Below are 16,117 nucleotides of genomic sequence, written 5' to 3' on the forward strand. Positions count from 1 at the left end.
GCAGGGTGCATCATAGCTGGGTTTGCCATACAAATGGGGTGAAAAGCCATCCCAGCTTATGGCTATAGCATCGTTATCGTTACGTGCTTATGACAAAACGATCATTGAATCCATGTGACCTATTGGTTAGAACTCAACACAGGTTGGCGCCGTAACGACGCCGACACATAGGCTCGCCACGCCGGCAGCGAGCCCACCAACGGCAGAAAAACTCTGCCCGGCCTCGCACGAGGCCGAAGGATATCAAGACAGTCAACAAGTGAGGGAAACACCCTATGAGAAGACTTAAGCGTGATCCGTTGGAAAGAGCATTTTTACGCGGATATCAATATGGCGTTCATGGCAAATCCCGTGAGCTTTGCCCATTTACTCTACCGTCGGTACGCCAAGCCTGGATCAACGGCTGGCGAGAAGGACGCGGCGACAACTGGGACGGTATGACTGGCACTGCGGGCATCCACAGACTCAACGAACTTCACGCCGTCGGCTAATCAAGGGCAACTTATTCCGACACCACCTTTGAATATGTAACGACTTACCATGCACGCCCCATCCGGGCGGCGGGCTTCGGCCCAGGGGGCTCCTTGATGGAGCCCTTTTTAATGGGCCTGTAGGTGCCGGCTTGCCGGCGATGAGGCCTTCGGAATCGACGTTGATCTTGGATACGCCATCGTCGGCAAGCCAGACTCCTACTGTTTCGGTAATGCTGCGATAGCGTCCACCGACTGGCGGATCAGCGCCGGGCCCTTATAGATAAAGCCGGAGTACAACTGGACCAGGCTGGCACCCGCGGCGATCTTCTCGGCTGCGTGCTTGCCTTCGGTGATGCCTCCTGCGGCGATGATCGGCAAACGCCCAGCCAGTTCGGCGGCCAGCACCTTGACGATATGGGTGCTCTGCTCACGTACCGGCGCACCCGAAAGACCGCCCGCCTCATCACCATGGGCCAGGCCTTCGACACCCACGCGGCTGAGGGTGGTGTTGGTCGCGATCACCGCGTCCATGCCCGAGTCCACCAGGGCCTGGGCGACCAGTACGGTTTCTTCGTCACTCATGTCCGGAGCAATCTTGATCGCCAGCGGCACGCGTTTGCCATGGCGCACAGCCAGGTCTTCCTGGCGCTGGCGCAGCGCTTCAAGCAGTTGCTTGAGGGAGTCACCGAACTGCAGGCTGCGCAGGCCCGGAGTGTTGGGCGAGCTGACGTTGACCGTCACGTAGCTGGCGTGGGCGTAGACCTTGTCCAGGCAGATCAGGTAATCGTCGACGGCACGCTCGACCGGCGTATCGAAGTTCTTGCCGATATTGATACCAAGGATGCCCTTGTACTTCGCCGCCTGAACCCGCGACAGCAGATGATCAACGCCCAGGTTGTTGAAGCCCATACGGTTGATGATCGCCTCGGCTTCCGGAAGGCGGAAGATGCGCGGCTTGGGGTTGCCCGGCTGTGGTCGTGGGGTCACAGTGCCGATTTCGACGAAACCGAAACCCAGCTGTGAAAAGCCATCGATGGCCGCACCGTTTTTATCCAGGCCAGCCGCCAACCCGACCGGATTAGGGAAGTCGAGCCCCATCACCGACACCGGCATTTTTGCCGGAGCCTTGCATACCAGGCCATTGAGCCCCAAGCGTCCACCCGCACCGATCAGGTCCAGGGACAGATCGTGGGAAGTTTCCGGGGAAAGTTTGAACAACAGCTGGCGGGCCAGGGTATACATGGGCGGGCTAGACTCGGAGGCGGCGAAAGGTAGCGGCGATTATAGCCGGGGTGACAGGGCACGCGCGAGGCGTGAACCTCAATCGTCAGTACCGGTGCGCGACCAACTGCTCGTAATGCGCCCAGATTTTCTGTGCATATTGCAGGCGCAACGCCTCACGCTCGGGCCCGGTACCTGTCCCTACGTTGTAGGAACCCACTGCCGTCCAGTTGTAGCCAAAGCGCTGGATGAACTCAGCCAGGATCGACGCTCCCACCTCAATTGACAGACAGGGCTCATTGATCAAGCGGTCCTCGGTAATACCCTGCTTGAGCAAGCGTGGCAGGTGAATGCTGTTGATCTGCATCAGGCCGATGTCCCGCGTGCCATTACGGTTGACGTGATTCATCGCTTGCGCACGATTACCCGACTCCACGACCGCGATCGCCTGCAGCAACTCCGGCTCGATGCTGTATTGACTGGCAGCCTCCTCCCAGCAGTAGGCCAACGCTTGATTGCTGGTCATCAAGGCAACCAGCAGCCAGCCCTTGATCCAGAACCTAGCCACGTTTCAACACCCCCTGGCTGACTCGGCCACAAGCGGAACACACCTGCTCCGCACGCCCCGACACGGCACTCACCGGACAGGTGAAACGATACCCCCGACCGTAGATCGTCTTGATAAACCCCTTATCGGCACCAAGGTACTTGCGCAGCGAGTAAATGCAGCGGGTCAAGGACTCCTCGGCGACTTCTTCCTGGGGCCAGGCCAGTTCCAACAAGCGATCCTTGGTCATCAACGCACCACCGGAGACCAGCAACAGCCGTAACACCCGCCATTCCTTAGGCGGCAACTGGACATCCGAACCCTCCCCCGTCAGGCGACCATGGTCATGCAAAGTCCAATGCGCAAAAAGCAGGGAAGTCGTCGTCCCTCCACCATCCATGACGCTACCCCGACCTGCGACTACTGACATTGACGTCCTCATTTCAATCACTGGCTCATGTGCCCACGTCATGACTATAAAAACCTGCCTCACTGCTCGCCCGAGGAAAAAACCCATACATCAGGCGTTTTTTTACTTCGCGCCGTAGGACATTTCGCTACCCTCCTTCAGGCAACCACGTCTGATACACCTCATGCAGCTCAACCCCTAACCGGTCTTCCAATTGCACCAACTCGCCCAACGCCAACAATTGCCCATTTACCCGGACCTCCACGCAATGGATGATCTCAGGCATCAATGGCAACACCTTCCCGGGCGCAAAGGCTGCCAGGCGCCTGCGGCTGATCAGTTGTTCCTGTAGAAGAATTTCCAGATGCATGGGTTAACACCTTGTTTACGGTGAAACATCGCGCTGCTGTCTTACAAACGCACGCTGAACATGTTGGTACTGCGTAGGCGTCAAGGGTGGCGGCTGGCCCGTCTCTTCAAGCCCCTTCGATTCGCTGCCCACCGGCCTGGCCTGGATGACAAACAAGCGCACTTGGGCCGAGCGACCAGCGCCCCGCCCTTCCGACTCCCGTTGAAACGTGCCCAACCATAGGCGTCTACCCGGCGGCAAACGCACCACACTGTTGACGCCGACTCGCCCAACCGCTGTGCTTTTCCCGCGCGGCTCCGCCACACTCATCTGGCGGTCTTCTTCGACATCAAGGCGCATCTCGATCTGGTTAGCCTCGGCAAAACGCGGCAGCACACTCACCTGGGTGCCATAACGCACCGGCTTCCAGTCAGCTCGGTCATCTGTGCGAGCTGGAAGATAGAACGTATGGCTGTCCTGGAACACCGCAGGCACGTTCTCCTGGGTGAGTATCACCGGCAAGGTGGTTACCTTCGCTCGTCGACGGCGTTCCAATGCGCCAATTTTTGCCATGAGGCGGCTGTCGTCCAAAGGGGCCAAGACACGCGAAGCCGACGCCTGGGTTTCCCCATCCCAGTCCAGACCCAGCTTTTTCAGTTCGTCGCGTTCAACATCCACCAGCCACAGCGAGACCTCGATCGCTCGCTTGGGGATGTCGAGTTCCGCCACCAGTTTCTGGATGAAGTTCACCTGGGCCGGCTTGCCCTTGATCAACAGGCTGTTGCTGTCCGGGTAAGCGATCACGCCCAGGCTCTTGTCCGAGAGCGCCCCCTTGTACTCACTGGCCAGCAGGGTTTCGATCATCGACGCCATCCCCGGCACGGTGACCGGCTCGCCACCCGTGCCGTACTGTCGGTCCACCACATCGGCGTTAAGCACCTGGACGACTGCAAAGGACTGCGCGCCGACTCGCAGATCAGCCCTTTTCCGGTCCATCAACTGGGCCAGGCGCAGCACCTGGTCGACGTAGTTCGGTGGGCCGGATACATAGAACGTGCGCGTTCCGCTTTCACGCAGGGGATGGCGTGACTCATCAAGGCCCGATCGGCGCATCAGGCTACGCAGCCTGTCGACGGAAATATGCCGCAAGGTGACCGCAGAGCTTTTTGCCTCGCCAGCGTCATAGACATACAACACTTGCCCATCGCTGTACCAGATCAACCCTTGTTCACATGCAAGCGCCTCCAGGGCCTGCTGTGGCGTTTCGAAATCCAGGCTGGTACTGAGGCGTTTACGGGCGACCTCACGACTGACGACAATGGGTAGCCCAAGTGGCTCCGACAGGGCGGTTAGCACGGTATACAGGCTTTCGTCCTTGGCCTGATAAAGCGTCCCCCAGGCCATTGCACTTACCAGCAACAGCGCAGAAAACAACAACCCACGGCAGTACCGGCGGCAGGAAGTCGTTGCGAGAAAGTCGGCGTGCACCGTGGGGAGTTCCTGGACGATTGGGCATTGAAGGTGCGGCCATACTGAGAGCCCGTCCGCTTTCAATCATGATGGAAAGTTGATGACCCTCCAGACCCACCCAGCCGTGGCATGTGCATTGCTATGAACTCTGTATCAGAGCACGCGCCAGCGGCGGCGCGAGCTTACGGACAAAGGCGTCGTTACCCGCGTTGGCTTACATCGCCATCTGAGGGAACGACGTTTTTTTTTGAAAGAAAAGGTAGGAATTGATGAACGATTCGGTTGGCAACAGCCCGACGAACGACCCGCTGGCCTGGGTCAACGGCAGTGATGCACCGGAAAAAAGCAGCCTCGACCTGGGCTTCATGGCCCTGAGCGATTGCGCCTCGATGGTGGTGGCGGCCACCCAGGGCTTCGCTCAACCTTATGGCCTGACCTTGAACCTCAAGCGTCAATCGTCCTGGGCCAACCTGCGCGACAAACTGGTCAGTGGTGAACTGGACGCCGCCCATAGCCTGTACGGCCTGATCTACGCCGTGCACCTAGGCATCGGCGGTGTTGCACCCACCGATATGGCGGTGCTGATGGGGCTCAACCAGAACGGCCAGAGCATCAACCTGTCCCACGGTTTGCAACAACTGGGGGTGATCACTCCTGAGGCACTCGATCGCCACGTGCACCAAAGCCGAACAAAACTGACCTTCGCCCAGACATTTCCCACAGGCACCCATGCGATGTGGCTGTATTACTGGCTGGCAAGCCAGGGCATTCATCCATTACAGGATGTGGACAGCGTGGTGGTCCCGCCACCGCAAATGGTGGCGCACCTGCAAGCCGGGCGTATCGACGGGTTTTGCGTGGGCGAGCCCTGGTGCGCCAGCGCGGTCAAACAGAACCAAGGGTTTACCCTGGCGACGACTCAGGCGATCTGGCCGGATCATCCGGAAAAGGTGCTCGGCTGCACCCAGGCGTTCGTGGATCAAAACCCGAACACGGCACGCGTGCTGGTGAGGGCGATCCTGGAGGCCAGTCGGTTTATCGAAGAAAGCCGCGAAAACCGCCGCTCCACCGCACAATTGCTCAGTGGCGGCGACTACCTCGATGCCCCGCTCGACTGCATCGAGCCGCGCCTGCTGGGGACCTATGACGACGGCCTGGGCAATCAGTGGCAGGATCCCCACGCTCTGCGCTTCTTCGCCGGTGGCGAAGTAAACCTGCCGTACCTCTCCGATGGGATGTGGTTCATGACCCAGTTCCGGCGCTGGGGCCTGCTGCGCGAAGACCCCGACTACCTCGGCGTTGCACGCCAGGTGCAGCAACTGGCGCTGTATCGCCAGGCCGCCGATGGACTAGGTATTGCCACGAACGACCAGGACATGCGCAGCAGCCAACTGATCGACGGCAAAATCTGGGACGGTTCCGACCCCACCGGCTATGCCCGCAGCTTCCGGCTGCATGCGCTGGCCGATCCGACTCACCGCCAAGCCTTGCGCTGACAGGAGGACCTCCATGCTGCGAATCCTGCTGATCAACGACACCCCACGCAAGGTAGGCCGACTCAGGACTGCGCTGATCGAAGCCGGTTTTGACGTGATCGACGAGTCCGGCCTGACCATTGACCTGCCCGCACGCGTCGAAACGGTGCGCCCGGATGTGATCCTGATCGATACCGAGTCACCGGGGCGCGATGTGATGGAGCAAGTGGTGCTGGTCAGCCGTGACCAACCCCGGCCCATCGTGATGTTCACTGACGAACACGACCCGAACGTGATGCGCCAGGCGATCAAGTCCGGCGTCAGCGCCTACATCGTCGAAGGCATCCAGGCCCAGCGCCTGCAACCAATACTTGATGTGGCCATGGCCCGTTTCGAAAGCGACCAGGCCTTGCGCGCGCAGCTTCAAGCCCGCGACCAGCAGTTGGCCGAGCGCAAGCGCATCGAGTTGGCCAAGGGCATGTTGATGAAAATGAAGGACTGCAACGAGGAAGAGGCCTACACCCTGATGCGCCGCCAGGCCATGAGCCGCCAGCAGAAGCTGATCCAGGTGGCGGAGCAGATTATCGCCATGAGCGAATTGCTCGGCTGATTTGGCGCAGCTCTTGCTAAGCATTCACCACAGGTAGCCAACGGCGGTTGCCCCTCCCCGACAAAGACGTCGCACACCCGGTTTGCCCTCGCGAACCCGGTGGCGGCGTTTTTTCGTTTTGGCCTTCTTGCAAGACTCCCAACCGTTGAGGTGCGTGATGAAATCAAGCTTCTGGAAATCCGGGCACACCCCGACCCTGTTTGCCGCGTTCCTGTATTTCGACCTGAGCTTCATGGTCTGGTACCTGCTGGGCCCCTTGGCGATACAGATTGCCGCCGACCTGCACCTGACTACTCAGCAGCGTGGCCTGATGGTCGCAACGCCGATCCTCGCGGGTGCGATTTTGCGCTTTTTGATGGGCATGCTGGCGGACAAACTGTCGCCCAAGACTGCCGGCCTGATTGGTCAGGTGATTGTGATTTGCGCCCTGTTCGGCGCCTGGAAACTCGGGATTCATAGCTACGAACAAGCGCTGTTGCTGGGCGTGTTCCTTGGTATGGCCGGCGCCTCGTTTGCCGTTGCACTGCCCCTGGCCTCCCAGTGGTACCCGGCTGAACATCAGGGCAAGGCCATGGGCATCGCCGGTGCGGGGAACTCCGGCACCGTGTTCGCAGCGTTGCTGGCACCGGTTTTGGCGGCCGCCTTTGGCTGGAGCAACGTGTTCGGCTTCGCGCTGATCCCCCTGGTGCTGACTCTGATCGTCTTTGCCTGGCTGGCACGCAATGCACCGGAACGCCCGAAGGCCAAATCCATGGCCGACTACTTCAAGGCCCTGGGTGACCGGGACAGCTGGTGGTTCATGTTTTTCTACAGCGTGACCTTCGGCGGCTTTATCGGCCTGGCAAGCGCCCTGCCCGGCTATTTCAATGACCAATACGGCCTGAGTCCGGTGACAGCCGGCTACTACACCGCCGCCTGCGTGTTCGGCGGCAGCCTGATGCGCCCGCTGGGCGGCGCGTTGGCGGACCGTTTCGGCGGGATTCGCACCTTGCTGGGCATGTACAGCGTGGCGGCGATCTGCATCGCGGCGGTGGGTTTCAACCTGCCGAGTTCCTACGCAGCGCTGGCGCTTTTCGTCTGCACCATGCTGGGTCTCGGCGCAGGAAATGGCGCAGTGTTCCAACTGGTGCCGCAGCGTTTCCGTCGTGAGATCGGCGTGATGACCGGCCTGATCGGCATGGCTGGCGGTATCGGCGGCTTTGCCCTGGCAGCCGGCATGGGCGCGATCAAACAAAGTACCGGCAGCTATCAGATGGCGTTGTGGCTGTTCGCCAGCCTGGGCGTATTGGCCTGGTTCGGCCTGCACGGCGTGAAGCGTCGCTGGAGAACCACTTGGGGCTCGGCTGCCGTGACGGCTGCACGGGTCTGATGAGCCTGCAACTGAGCGTCGCCCAGGCCAGTGCCATTGGCCCACGGGCGGAAAACCAGGACGCGTTGCGGGTGGTCACACCCGTGGCCGAACTGGCGGCGAGCAAGGGCTACCTGTGTGCCATCGCCGACGGCGTGAGCCAGTGCGCCGACGGCGGCCTGGCTGCGCGCTCGACCTTGCAGGCACTGGCTCTGGATTACTACGCCACGCCGCAAACCTGGGGCGTGGCGCAGGCCCTGGAGCGTTTGTTGCTCGCGCAGAATCGCTGGTTGCAAGCCAATGGCGGTGGTCAGCCGCTACTCACCACTCTGAGTGCATTGGTGTTTCGCGGCCAGCGCTTTACCCTGGCGCATGTCGGCGATTGCCGGGTGTATCGTTGGCTCGACGGCCAATTGCAGCGCATCACCGAGGATCACGTTTGGGAGCAACTGGGCATGCAGCATGTGCTCAAGCGCGCCCTTGGCCTGGATCAACACCTGGTGGTGGATTTTCTCGATGGCCAGTTGCGTGAAGGCGAATGTTTCCTGCTGCTCAGTGATGGTGTGTGGGCAACCCTGGGCGATCACAGTATCCAGGCGATTCTGCGCGAGCAGACGGATATGGAATTGGCCGTCACCACCCTGGTGAATGCCGCGCACCTGGCCGGCAGCCAGGACAATGCCAGCGCGCTGCTCGTGCGTGTCGACACCCTGGGCGCAGCCACCCTCGGTGATGCGCTGGTGCAGTTGCAGCAATGGCCACTACCACCGCCGTTGAAAGCCGGGCAGCATTTTGAAGGCTGGCAGGTGGAAAGCGTGTTGGCGCAAAGCCGTCAGTCACTGCTTTACCGGGTGCGCGATGCCCAGCAGCAACCATGGCTGCTGAAAACCCTGCCGCTGAGCCGCGACGATGATCACGATGCCGGCCAGGCCTTGCTGTCGGAGGAATGGTTTCTGCGCCGGGTTGCGGGGCGGGCATTCCCTGAAGTGCATGCCGGCAGCGGGCGCCAGCATTTGTACTACGTGATGCGTGAATATTCCGGCCAGACCCTGGCCGGACTGTTCCAACATCAAGGCCCCTTGCCCTTGGCGCAGTGGCAGTCGATTGCCGAGCGTTTGCTGCGGGCCGTGGGCATGCTGCATCGGCGGCAGATCCTGCACCGCGATATCAAGCCGGAAAACCTGCTGCTGGGAGACGACGGCGAATTGCGGGTGTTGGATTTCGGCCTGGCGTATTGTCCAGGCCTGTCGGAAGACAGCGCGCATGCGCTGCCGGGCACGCCCAGCTTTATTGCACCTGAAGCTTTTAACGGCGAGCGTCCTACGGCCCAACAGGATTTATACAGCGTCGGCGTCACCCTGTATTACCTGCTGACCGGACATTACCCCTACGGCGAAATCGAGGCCTTCCAACGGCCCCGGTTCACTCAGCCTGTCAGCGCCAGTCGCTACCGTCCCGACCTGCCGGATTGGCTGCCCCTCAGCCTGGAGAAGGCAGTCGCGGCCCAACCTGCACATCGTTACGAGACCGCCGAAGAATGGTTGCGGGTGCAGGAACAGGCTGACCGCCAGGAACTGAGCATCCGCCCCAAGCCGTTGCTGGAACGCGAGCCGATTAAGGTCTGGCGCACCCTGGCGCTGCTGTCGATGCTGATCAATTTGGTGCTGCTGTATTCACTTTTTCACCGCTGACGTCATCCCTGGACGAGGAACACTCTATGAATGCAAAAGTCTGGCTGGTAGGCGCGGGTCCGGGTGACCCAGAGCTGTTGACCCTCAAGGCGGTACGCGCCCTGCGTGAGGCCGATGTGGTGCTGATCGATGACTTGGTCAACCCGGCTGTTTTGGAACACTGCGTTGAAGCGCGGGTGGTCACCGTGGGTAAACGCGGCGGCTGCCGGTCGACCCCGCAGGATTTTATCCACCGCCTGATGCTGCGCTACACGCGCCAGGGCAAGTGCGTGGTGCGGCTCAAAGGCGGCGACCCGTGCATTTTCGGACGCGGCGGTGAAGAGGCAATGTGGTTGCGGGAACGGGGCGTCGAGGTGGAGTTGGTCAACGGCATTACTGCGGGGCTGGCGGGTGCGACGAATTGCGCGGTGCCATTGACTTTGCGCGGGGTCAGTCGCGGCGTAACGCTGGTTACGGCGCATACCCAGGACGACAGCCGCCTGAATTGGCGGGCCCTGGCCGAGGGCGGGACTACGTTGGTGGTGTACATGGGCGTGGCGAAGCTGGAGGAGATCCGCCAGCAATTGCTGGACGGCGGGATGGCGGCGGATATGCCGGTGGCGATGATCGAGAATGCATCGTTGCCCCAGCAAAGGGAATGCCGCAGCGAGCTGGCACATATGCATGAGGATGCACAGGCATTTGCCTTGAAGAGCCCGGCAATCCTGGTGATCGGCCGTGTCGCCGGCAGCGAACAGGCCGCATACCTTGCAGCGGCCAGCGCCTGAGGCAAATTCCAGGCAAAAAAAAGCCCGGCCTAAGCCGGGCTTTTTTCTACCACTCAGTAATTACTGAGCTTGAGCTTCAACCGACGCTTCTACGCGACGGTTAACAGCACGACCAGCTTCAGTTGCGTTGTCAGCAACTGGGCGGGATTCGCCGTAACCTACTGCGGTGATACGGCTTGGAGCAACGCCGTCTTTAACCAGGACTTGCTTAACAGCGTCAGCACGACGCTGGGACAGCTTCTGGTTGTAAGCGTCTGGACCGACGGAGTCAGTGTGACCAGCAACTTCTACGTTGGTAGCTGGGTACTGAGCCATGAAGTCGGCCAGGTTTTTCACGTCGCCGTAGCTGTTAGGCTTAACAACCGACTTGTCGAAGTCGAACTTAACGTCCAGCTCAACACGTACAACCTGGGCAACTGGAGCTTCTGGCTCTGGAGTTGGCTCTGGAGCTGGTGCTGGGGTAGGAGCTGGAGCAACTGCGCCAGCGTTACCGCCGAAGTTTACGCCCAGGCCGACCAGTGCGGAGTAGTCCCACTTGCCGTTGTCCAGACCGTAGTCAGCTTCAACACCGGCACGAGCGTACAGGTTGTTGGTGAAGTAGTACTTCACGCCAGTACCAACGGTAGCGAAGGTAGTCTGATCGCGACCGCTGTGGCCGTCAGCTTTGACGTTGCCACGGCTCTGGTGGCCGAAACCGCCTTCTACGTATGGACGCAGGCTGTCTACGCCAGCTTGACCGAAGTGATACTGGGCAACCAGGCTGCCGGTATCGCCTTTGATCTTCTGGTTACCAGTACCGTCGTTCGAACGGGTGTGGTTGGTTTTGTCGTAGGACAGGTTCAAGGACAGGTCGTCGGTCAGGAAGTAACCGATGCGAGCGCCAGGATTGAAGCCGTCTTCGATGTGCTTGACGCTATCGTTGTACTGCTTCTTGTAGAACAGCTCGCCTTCAACTGCGCCTTGGCCTTGTGCCAGAACGCCGAAAGAAGTAGCGGCAATAAGAGAACCAATGGCCAAGCCCAAGGTGTTTTTCAGTTTCATCCGTTAAATCCCCATCTGGTGATTGTAAAGCAGTCCCACAAACCGGGGGACAACTCGGCGACAAGTCTAACAGAACTTGCCTACACGTAAGAGATATTTGCCACGCACTAAGTTTCAGTCTCGCCCGCAAATTTCTCACGTAATTTATCAAGAGCACGTTTGTAACGCATTTTTGTAGCACTCAAACCCATGTGCATGATGTCAGCGATTTCCTGAAATTCCAGCTCTGCGACAAATCGTAGCACCAGAATTTCCCGGTCAATCGGGTTCACATACACCAACCAGCGATCAAGTCCGCCCTTCTCCTCGGGTGCCGGCGCCTTCTCTTCAGACGCTTCCTCAAGGGGGTCCAGACTCAACGCGTCCATCAAGCGACGCTTTCGCCGTTCCTTACGATACTGCGTGATGCACTCGTTGTACGTGATGCTATATAGCCATGTCTTGAACTTCGATTTGCCCTCGAAGTTCTTCAGGCCATACAGCACCTTGAGCATCACTTCCTGACAGACATCATCCGCATCTCTATCGTTCCCTAAATACCTTGAACAAACGTTGAACAGAGTGCGTTGATATCTGCGCATCAATTCTTCATACGCGCGAGTTACGTGAAACAGCTCCGTGTGCGAGCGCGCGACCAACTCCTCATCAGAGAGCTCACGGGGGTCATAGCGCGTGGACAGCGTTTGGGCTTTATTCAAAACAAGTCGTGCCGACAGTCAGGTCAATGTCCGCCACAGCCCGGTCAGCCGGGTTTGCGGCGGCGTACATTAGCAGGGTTTGCCGGATTAGCGGCTACTGACCTGCTGCTCCAGGAGAATCCGATTGGACAACGACACCAGGTCGCCGTCATCGGTCAGCACCGTCGTCTTGACTGTGCCGATCTCCTCGATTTGCCCTTCGACCTCGCCCACACGCACCTGTTGCCCCACTTGATACAACTCACGCACATAGATTCCCGCGAGAATCTGACCGGCAATTTCCCGGCTTCCCAAGCCCATGGCCAGCGCAACGGCCAGACCAACGGTAATCAAAACGATCACAATCACATGGTTGAGCAGGTCAGTCTTGACCTCCAACTGGCTGATCGCGACCGAAATACTGATGATGATCACCAAGCCCTGGGCAATTCGCCCCAGGCCCGCAGCATAGTCCAGCCCCACGCCTTCAGCGGCGCCGCGCACCAGCCCATTGGCCAGTTGCGCCAGCAGAACGCCTACCAGCAGCACCAGCGCGCCGCCGAAAACCTTCGGCAAATACAGCGCCAGCATGTCGAGCGTAGCTGAAACTCGCTCAAGTCCAAGGGATTGAGCCGCAGAAACCAGAAAAATCAGCAAAACAAACCAATAAACGATCTTGCCGATCAAGGTGGAGATCGGCACTTGCAGGCCGGCACGACCCAGCAGCTTGGTCAGGCCGGTGCCCGCCATCAGGCGATCGAGGCCCAGTTTTGCGAGCAGTTTGGACAGCAGGGTGTCGAGCAGCTTGGCTACGACAAAGCCCAGCAATACCAGGACCAGGGCACCAAACAGGTTGGGAATGAAGTTCGCCACCTTGGTCCACAATGCGGTCATCGCGGTGACCAGGCTCTGGGTCCAGAGATCAAGTTCCATATTCAATCAGCCTTATCAGCAGTGCGAGCAAGAGGTTTACGACGGGAAACCGGCGATACGTGGGCCGAACCGTTGTTCAGGGCCATCATCAACGCAGGCAGCCAGCGGCCGAGCAGACCGAACAGGTCACCCGCACCGACCTGGCGGTTGGCGGTTTTCAACACGCGGCCCAGGCAGGCATCGTCGTCGCGGTTGGACGGCGAAGCATTGAGCATGTCACGCAAAGACTGTTCGAACGGATCGTGCATAAAGACCTCTCGCAAGTGATTTAAAAGACGAGGGTAAAATTCTTGAGGTCACATAGGACCGTACGTACGTTCAGGTCATATTCAGCTCAAACCCAGCGCAATCGTCGAAAAAGCCACCATTGTCCCAGTGCAACCGAGACCATCAACAGGCACGCCACCATGAATCCATAGGGGCTGGCGGAGAACGGAATACCGCCCACATTGATCCCCAGCAGACCGGTCAAAAAACTCATCGGCAGGAAGATCCCGGTGATGATCCCGAAGCGGTACATGGTGCGGTTCATGCGCACGCTCAAACGCCGGTCTTCGGCCTCCAGCACAAGCCCCACGCGCTCCCGGGTCAATTCGAGTTCTTCCAGGTAGCGGGTCAGGCTGTTGTTCAATTCGTTCCAGTAGTCGGCATCGTCGTCACAGAACCACGGCAATTTGATCCGCGTGAGCTGGGCAAAAATATCTCGCTGCGGCGCCAAAAATCGCTTCAGGCCAGCCGCTCGTCGGCGGATCTGCAGCACGCTGCCATGCTCCGGCGTATACCGTTCGTCGGTATCGAGTTTTTCTTCCTCGGCGTCGACGATTTCAGACAGATCGGAGACCAGATCCTGCACTTTATTGGTCAGGTACTGCGCCATATAAAGAATGAGTTCCGACGCGGTCTTAGGCCCCTTGCCGTCCGCCAGTTGCACCAACAGTTCGTCAGTGGCGCGCAACGGGCGCAGGCGTAGGGAAATCACGCGGCTGGCGGCAGCAAAGATGCGTACCGAGACCATGTCTTCCGGCTCCGCACCGGGGTTGAGATTGACCCCGCGCAGAAACAGCAGCAATTCCGAATCCGGCAGCGGCAACAAGCGCGGGCGGGTGTTTTCCTCCAGCAACAGGTCACAGGCAAACTCGCTCAAACCGCTGGATTTGCGCAGCCAGGTCTGGGTTTGCGGGTGGCTGCGATCCCAATGCAGCCACAGGCTCTCCTGGGGCTGCAGTTGCAAGTCGTCGAGCTCTGTCCGGGCAATCGAACGCGCACCGCCTTTACCGTCCAGCACCAGGGCATGCACCAGACCCCATTGCGCGTTTTCTTCCTCGAACATCCTTACTCCTGTCTTATTCGGGCATTTTCAGCGGGCTGGGGGAAACGATCACGCCGTTGTTATCGGCGTAGATGTATTCACCCGGACGAAAGGTCACACCCGCGAAGGTGACGACCACATTCAGGTCACCAATACCGCGTTTGTCGGTCTTCATCGGATGGCTGGCCAAGGCCTGTACACCCAGATCGGTCTGGGCAATGACGTCCACATCGCGGATGCAACCGTAGATCACCAGCCCTTCCCAACCGTTTTTCGCCGCTTTCTCGGCGATCATGTCGCCCAGCAGCGCGCGACGCAGGGAACCACCACCGTCGACCACCAGCACCTTGCCGACACCCGGCTGATCGGCTTGATCCTTGACCAGAGAGTTATCTTCGAAGCATTTGACGGTGACGATCTCGCCGCCGAACGAATCCCGGCCGCCGAAGTTGCTGAACATCGGTTCGAGTACCTGCACCAGGTCCGGGTAGGCGTCGCACAGATCGGGGGTCACGTAATGGTTCATTGAAAAATTCCTTTCCGTCAAAGAGGTGTCTTTCGAAAGAAGCGCCAGCCAGAGCAGGTGCGAAACATCCCATCCGCCTCGCCGCAACGCAATAGCCACTGCGCGACTGAATATGACCAGAAGCGTTTAACGCGTCATATCTTAGCCGCAACCACACTCGAGCGAAACGCCCTTGGCAGAGCGCTGCGTCAAACCGTGGCCAACACCTGCGCCTGCGCACCGGGCAACGGTGTGAGCGGATCTTTCAACCACTGCGCCACCAATGGCCACACTTCGGCCTGGGCGGCTTTGCTCACCAGCATCTCCACATGCCCGAAATCCCCTGTAAAGCCTTGCTGTCGGCCCAGACACAGGTACTGACGGTGCTCGGAACCGACTTGCTCGAACAGCTTGCGACAGGCCCAGTCGGGGTCTTGATGATCCCCGGCTGCACTGACCGCCAACAGCGGCATATCGACTTCAGCCAGGCCTTTCCACCAATCGTTCTTGCCCTCGCCGAAGCGGCCAAACAGGCCATTCCAGCGCATCGCTTCGATCATGACGCCCGCCGGTTCGTCCTCGGGGCCACGCTTCAGGCGCGAGCCGGACACTTCGCCAAAGCGCTTCAACAGCAAGCGACCGGTCCATTCCACCGGTGGCAGTTTCAACGGCCAATGGGTGCGACTGACCTGGCAGCCAAACAGCGCCACCGACGCCACGGCCGGCGCACCCAAGTGCTGCCCACCCAGGGCCGCCGCCAAGCTGGTGCCGCCCAGGGAATGGCCGATCCAGTGGGGAATCTGCCCGCTTTGCTCACGCACGAACGCGCCGATGGCAGGCAAATCGTAACGCGCATAGTCAGCGACACGGTTGCGGGCGTAGTCCTGATTGCGCTTGGACAGACCATGACCGCGCATTTCCGGGATCCAGACATCAAACCCCTCGCGCGCCAGGTAAGCGCCCAGGCCGATCCCCTTGGGCGAATACCAGAAGCGCCGGTTGGAAAAGCTGCCGTGCAATAAAACAACTGGAATGCCCCGGTTTTCCGGGACATCGGCCAGGCCCAAACGGGTAACCGCCAGCTCGACGGTGCCGTCGGGGCTGTTACCGGGTTTGAGGCGATACACGTCTTCACTCAGGTCGCCACGACGTTCAGCGCTGATCAGGGCGACAGGAAACAGGTTGCTGCTGCTTTGCATAATGCTCTTGCACAAAAAAGGGCGACGTCCGCAAGGATTCCGCCCTGTACAGATAAGAATGCCGGTCACCCACCACGGGTGACCGGCACTTTT

At 59.6% G+C, this 16,117-nt stretch carries 18 protein-coding genes; 6 read left to right on the plus strand and 12 right to left on the minus strand.

Going from position 1 to position 16,117, the window contains the following annotated elements:
* Nucleotides 1–275: 275 nt before the first annotated feature.
* Nucleotides 276–491 (plus strand): ribosome modulation factor, encoded by a 216-nt coding sequence (rmf, locus tag HX868_RS23595; protein ID WP_002553055.1) that lies wholly within the window; start codon nucleotides 276–278, stop codon nucleotides 489–491.
* A 198-nt stretch (nucleotides 492–689) separates the two neighbouring features.
* Here the strand turns inward: rmf and HX868_RS23600 are convergent, their stop codons facing one another.
* The 5 genes from HX868_RS23600 to sctC form a co-directional block, all read right to left on the minus strand.
* Nucleotides 690–1,715 (minus strand): quinone-dependent dihydroorotate dehydrogenase, encoded by a 1,026-nt coding sequence (locus HX868_RS23600; RefSeq protein WP_177004539.1) that lies wholly within the window; start codon nucleotides 1,713–1,715, stop codon nucleotides 690–692.
* A gap of 85 nt (nucleotides 1,716–1,800) precedes the next feature.
* On the minus strand, nucleotides 1,801–2,262 hold the full coding sequence (locus HX868_RS23605; RefSeq protein ID WP_177004540.1) for a transglycosylase SLT domain-containing protein: 462 nt from the start codon (nucleotides 2,260–2,262) through the stop codon (nucleotides 1,801–1,803).
* The gene (locus HX868_RS23610; protein ID WP_246355576.1) at nucleotides 2,255–2,671 is read right to left on the minus strand and encodes a winged helix-turn-helix domain-containing protein; all 417 of its coding nucleotides are present in this window, start codon (nucleotides 2,669–2,671) and stop codon (nucleotides 2,255–2,257) included. Before HX868_RS23610 ends, HX868_RS23605 begins: the two co-directional genes overlap by 8 nt.
* Nucleotides 2,672–2,798: 127 nt before the next feature.
* On the minus strand, nucleotides 2,799–3,020 hold the full coding sequence (locus HX868_RS23615) for a FliM/FliN family flagellar motor switch protein (RefSeq protein ID WP_177004541.1): 222 nt from the start codon (nucleotides 3,018–3,020) through the stop codon (nucleotides 2,799–2,801).
* A 15-nt stretch (nucleotides 3,021–3,035) separates the two neighbouring features.
* Entirely contained in the window at nucleotides 3,036–4,487 is a 1,452-nt protein-coding gene (sctC, locus tag HX868_RS23620; RefSeq protein WP_425504240.1) for a type III secretion system outer membrane ring subunit SctC, read from the minus strand.
* 251 nt (nucleotides 4,488–4,738) lie between these two features.
* Here sctC and HX868_RS23625 point away from each other — a divergent pair, with 251 nt between their 5' ends.
* The 5 genes from HX868_RS23625 to cobA all read left to right on the plus strand — a co-directional run bounded on the left by HX868_RS23625 (nucleotide 4,739) and on the right by cobA (nucleotide 10,360).
* The gene (locus tag HX868_RS23625) at nucleotides 4,739–5,965 is read left to right on the plus strand and encodes a CmpA/NrtA family ABC transporter substrate-binding protein (RefSeq protein WP_177004542.1); all 1,227 of its coding nucleotides are present in this window, start codon (nucleotides 4,739–4,741) and stop codon (nucleotides 5,963–5,965) included.
* A gap of 13 nt (nucleotides 5,966–5,978) precedes the next feature.
* Nucleotides 5,979–6,554, plus strand: coding sequence for an ANTAR domain-containing response regulator (locus tag HX868_RS23630; RefSeq protein WP_010208501.1), 576 nt, complete (start codon nucleotides 5,979–5,981; stop codon nucleotides 6,552–6,554).
* 157 nt (nucleotides 6,555–6,711) lie between these two features.
* The gene (locus HX868_RS23635; RefSeq protein ID WP_016979267.1) at nucleotides 6,712–7,923 is read left to right on the plus strand and encodes a nitrate/nitrite transporter; all 1,212 of its coding nucleotides are present in this window, start codon (nucleotides 6,712–6,714) and stop codon (nucleotides 7,921–7,923) included.
* Entirely contained in the window at nucleotides 7,923–9,593 is a 1,671-nt protein-coding gene (locus HX868_RS23640; RefSeq protein WP_177004676.1) for a bifunctional protein-serine/threonine kinase/phosphatase, read from the plus strand. Before HX868_RS23635 ends, HX868_RS23640 begins: the two co-directional genes overlap by 1 nt.
* A gap of 26 nt (nucleotides 9,594–9,619) precedes the next feature.
* Nucleotides 9,620–10,360, plus strand: coding sequence for a uroporphyrinogen-III C-methyltransferase (gene cobA, locus HX868_RS23645; RefSeq protein WP_177004543.1), 741 nt, complete (start codon nucleotides 9,620–9,622; stop codon nucleotides 10,358–10,360).
* A gap of 60 nt (nucleotides 10,361–10,420) precedes the next feature.
* On the opposite strand, the gene HX868_RS23650 is transcribed toward cobA, so the two are convergent.
* The 7 genes from HX868_RS23650 to HX868_RS23680 all read right to left on the minus strand — a co-directional run bounded on the left by HX868_RS23650 (nucleotide 10,421) and on the right by HX868_RS23680 (nucleotide 16,024).
* Nucleotides 10,421–11,401, minus strand: a complete 981-nt coding sequence (locus HX868_RS23650; RefSeq protein ID WP_177004544.1) for an OmpA family protein — start codon at nucleotides 11,399–11,401, stop codon at nucleotides 10,421–10,423.
* Nucleotides 11,402–11,508: 107 nt separating this feature from the next.
* Entirely contained in the window at nucleotides 11,509–12,099 is a 591-nt protein-coding gene (sigX, locus tag HX868_RS23655) for an RNA polymerase sigma factor SigX (RefSeq protein WP_010208495.1), read from the minus strand.
* A gap of 87 nt (nucleotides 12,100–12,186) precedes the next feature.
* Nucleotides 12,187–13,011 carry a mechanosensitive ion channel family protein gene (locus tag HX868_RS23660; protein WP_003175519.1) on the minus strand — a complete coding sequence of 275 codons (825 nt, stop codon included), beginning with the start codon at nucleotides 13,009–13,011 and terminating at the stop codon, nucleotides 12,187–12,189.
* 2 nt (nucleotides 13,012–13,013) lie between these two features.
* Nucleotides 13,014–13,259 (minus strand): hypothetical protein, encoded by a 246-nt coding sequence (locus tag HX868_RS23665; protein WP_005790375.1) that lies wholly within the window; start codon nucleotides 13,257–13,259, stop codon nucleotides 13,014–13,016.
* 86 nt (nucleotides 13,260–13,345) lie between these two features.
* Nucleotides 13,346–14,341: a zinc transporter ZntB gene (locus HX868_RS23670; protein ID WP_016979263.1), complete on the minus strand. Its 996-nt coding sequence runs from the start codon at nucleotides 14,339–14,341 to the stop codon at nucleotides 13,346–13,348.
* Nucleotides 14,342–14,354: 13 nt separating this feature from the next.
* Nucleotides 14,355–14,846 carry a ribonuclease E activity regulator RraA gene (gene rraA, locus HX868_RS23675; protein ID WP_177004545.1) on the minus strand — a complete coding sequence of 164 codons (492 nt, stop codon included), beginning with the start codon at nucleotides 14,844–14,846 and terminating at the stop codon, nucleotides 14,355–14,357.
* A 188-nt stretch (nucleotides 14,847–15,034) separates the two neighbouring features.
* Entirely contained in the window at nucleotides 15,035–16,024 is a 990-nt protein-coding gene (locus HX868_RS23680; protein ID WP_177004546.1) for an alpha/beta fold hydrolase, read from the minus strand.
* Between the last annotated feature and the right edge of the window lie 93 nt (nucleotides 16,025–16,117).

This window comes from Pseudomonas reactans (genome assembly GCF_013385825.1).
Taxonomy (GTDB): Bacteria; Pseudomonadota; Gammaproteobacteria; order Pseudomonadales; family Pseudomonadaceae; genus Aquipseudomonas; species Aquipseudomonas reactans.

What these genes read in the sequence shown, in the direction of transcription:
- HX868_RS23640 (WP_177004676.1), top strand. Translation starts at nt 7,923, where the DNA reads ATGAGCCTGCAACTGAGCGTCGCCCAGGCCAGTGCCATTGGCCCACGG.
- HX868_RS23630 (WP_010208501.1), top strand. Translation starts at nt 5,979, where the DNA reads ATGCTGCGAATCCTGCTGATCAACGACACCCCACGCAAGGTAGGCCGA.
- HX868_RS23610 (WP_246355576.1), bottom strand. Translation starts at nt 2,671, where the DNA reads ATGTCAGTAGTCGCAGGTCGGGGTAGCGTCATGGATGGTGGAGGGACG.
- HX868_RS23600 (WP_177004539.1), bottom strand. Translation starts at nt 1,715, where the DNA reads ATGTATACCCTGGCCCGCCAGCTGTTGTTCAAACTTTCCCCGGAAACT.
- HX868_RS23650 (WP_177004544.1), bottom strand. Translation starts at nt 11,401, where the DNA reads ATGAAACTGAAAAACACCTTGGGCTTGGCCATTGGTTCTCTTATTGCC.
- HX868_RS23660 (WP_003175519.1), bottom strand. Translation starts at nt 13,011, where the DNA reads ATGGAACTTGATCTCTGGACCCAGAGCCTGGTCACCGCGATGACCGCA.
- HX868_RS23680 (WP_177004546.1), bottom strand. Translation starts at nt 16,024, where the DNA reads ATGCAAAGCAGCAGCAACCTGTTTCCTGTCGCCCTGATCAGCGCTGAA.
- HX868_RS23665 (WP_005790375.1), bottom strand. Translation starts at nt 13,259, where the DNA reads ATGCACGATCCGTTCGAACAGTCTTTGCGTGACATGCTCAATGCTTCG.
- HX868_RS23615 (WP_177004541.1), bottom strand. Translation starts at nt 3,020, where the DNA reads ATGCATCTGGAAATTCTTCTACAGGAACAACTGATCAGCCGCAGGCGC.
- rmf (WP_002553055.1), top strand. Translation starts at nt 276, where the DNA reads ATGAGAAGACTTAAGCGTGATCCGTTGGAAAGAGCATTTTTACGCGGA.
- HX868_RS23670 (WP_016979263.1), bottom strand. Translation starts at nt 14,341, where the DNA reads ATGTTCGAGGAAGAAAACGCGCAATGGGGTCTGGTGCATGCCCTGGTG.
- HX868_RS23635 (WP_016979267.1), top strand. Translation starts at nt 6,712, where the DNA reads ATGAAATCAAGCTTCTGGAAATCCGGGCACACCCCGACCCTGTTTGCC.
- rraA (WP_177004545.1), bottom strand. Translation starts at nt 14,846, where the DNA reads ATGAACCATTACGTGACCCCCGATCTGTGCGACGCCTACCCGGACCTG.
- cobA (WP_177004543.1), top strand. Translation starts at nt 9,620, where the DNA reads ATGAATGCAAAAGTCTGGCTGGTAGGCGCGGGTCCGGGTGACCCAGAG.
- HX868_RS23625 (WP_177004542.1), top strand. Translation starts at nt 4,739, where the DNA reads ATGAACGATTCGGTTGGCAACAGCCCGACGAACGACCCGCTGGCCTGG.